This is a genomic window from Wenjunlia tyrosinilytica (assembly GCF_014646055.1).
In the GTDB taxonomy this organism is placed as follows: Bacteria; Actinomycetota; Actinomycetes; order Streptomycetales; family Streptomycetaceae; genus Wenjunlia; species Wenjunlia tyrosinilytica.
Map to the genome: position 1 here is coordinate 1 of NZ_BMMS01000129.1, position 1,779 is coordinate 1,779.

At 68.1% G+C, this 1,779-nt stretch carries 1 protein-coding gene and 1 pseudogene; both read right to left on the minus strand.

Annotation, left to right across the window (positions count from 1 at the left end; genetic code table 11):
• On the minus strand, window positions 1-623 hold a 623-nt coding region (locus IEY86_RS37425; protein WP_308425212.1), incomplete at its 3' end, for a condensation domain-containing protein.
• Window positions 568-1,767: pseudogene (locus IEY86_RS35830) on the minus strand (condensation domain-containing protein); the annotation flags it as partial. The gene IEY86_RS37425 and the pseudogene IEY86_RS35830, both read right to left, overlap by 56 nt.
• Window positions 1,768-1,779: the final 12 nt, after the last annotated feature.

Genomic DNA, 1,779 nt, shown 5'->3' on the forward strand with positions numbered 1-1,779 from the left:
TCGTCGACCTGGGCCGTGACGGCGAAACCACCGTCCTCGGCACCGAGGTCGTCGACCGACACCACAACCGGATAGTTGGTGCGGTCGTAGGTGTCCAGCACCTCGAACCCGGCACCGGAGTCGGTGGGGTCGGCCGGGTGGGCGGATTCCGGGCTGTGCCGGTAGTTCAGCAGGCTCGTGAACAGCGGCAACCCCGCCGGCACCCGACTGCACCCTTGAGCCACCGCCAACGGGGCATGTTCATGCCGTAGCAACTCGGCCAGCAACCGCTGCGTGTCCCGCGCCGCCTCCAGGACGCCGCGAGCATCGACGTCGACGCGCACCGGCAGGGTGTTGATGAACAGGCCGAGGCCGCGTTCCGCACCGGCACCGGCCTGCATCCGCCCGAACAGCACCGTACCGAACACCACATCCGAACGACCGGTCAACCGGGACAGCACCAGACTCCACGCCAGATGGCACACACTCGCCGACGACACNAGTCGGCTCGTCGACATCACCCAGCAGACCGGTGAAGAACTCCTCATGCTCCGCCCGACTGGTGCCCAGCACCGCCTGGGCAACCACATTGCGATACGGCACCGCCTCCGGCAAGGCGTCACCGCGGCCGGCGAGGTGGGCATCCACTTCGGAGACCAGCGCTCCGACGGACGTGTTGTCGTCGATGATGTGATGCCGCAAGATCATCATGAGCCACCGCTGCTGTGCGGCGTCGAACCCGGCGACGATCCGGATCAGCGGTGCCATGCCCAGGTCCATCCGGTACCGGCGCGGGTCGAACCCGTCCTGCAACTGCTCGGCCGCGTCCCGTCCCACCTCGAAGGTCATCTCCTCGACGGACAGCGCGGCGTGGCGCCAGACCACCTGCACCGGTTGTGGCAGTCCCTCCCACACCACCGACGTCCGCAGGATGTCGTGCCGGTCCACCACCGCTTGCAAGGCCGTGGCGAACCCATCGACCGCGTCGCGGGTGTCTGCTGCGAGCAGGACGGAGATCACGTAGGGGTCGGTATCTTTACGCAGCAGATGGTGGAAGAAGATCCCCTCCTGCAGCGGCCCGAGCGGGTAGATGTCCTGCACATTCCCGGCTCCGCCCGGCACCGAGGCGACGACCTTGGCGATCTGCTCCTCGGTCAGATCCACCAGCGGCAGCATCCCCGGCCTGATCACATCGGCGTCCGCCGGAATCGCGTTCGGCGGCACCGGCACCTCGCCTCCGCCCCCAGCCGCCACCGCCGCAGCCAGCCCGGCAACGGTCGGGGCGGTGAAGACCGCCCGCACATCACACGACAGCCCGGCCTCCCGCATCCGCCCGACGAGAGAGACCGCGAGCAGGGAATGCCCGCCGAGTTCGAAGAAGTCATCGTCCCGCCCGACCCGCTCCACACCCAGCAGGTCCGACCAGATCCCCGCCAGAACCTCCTCCACCACACCCACCGGCGCCCGATAACCACGCACCACCACCGCGCCACCATCCGGCACAGGAAGCTTGTCCCGGTCCACCTTCCCGTTCGGAGTCAACGGCAGCGCACCCAGTTCCACGAACGCCGACGGCACCATGTAGGAGGGAAGAACCTCATCCAGCGCGTCCCGCAACGCAGCCGCCGTCGCATCGTCCACGGCTGGCACGTAGTAGGCGTCGAGGCGATCATCTCGGGCCACCACGACGGCCTCCCGGACAGCAGGGAGTTCGAGCAGCCGGGCCTCGATCTCCCCGAGTTCGATCCGGTACCCGCGGACCTTGACCTGGAAATCATTGCGGCCCACGAACTCGATCGT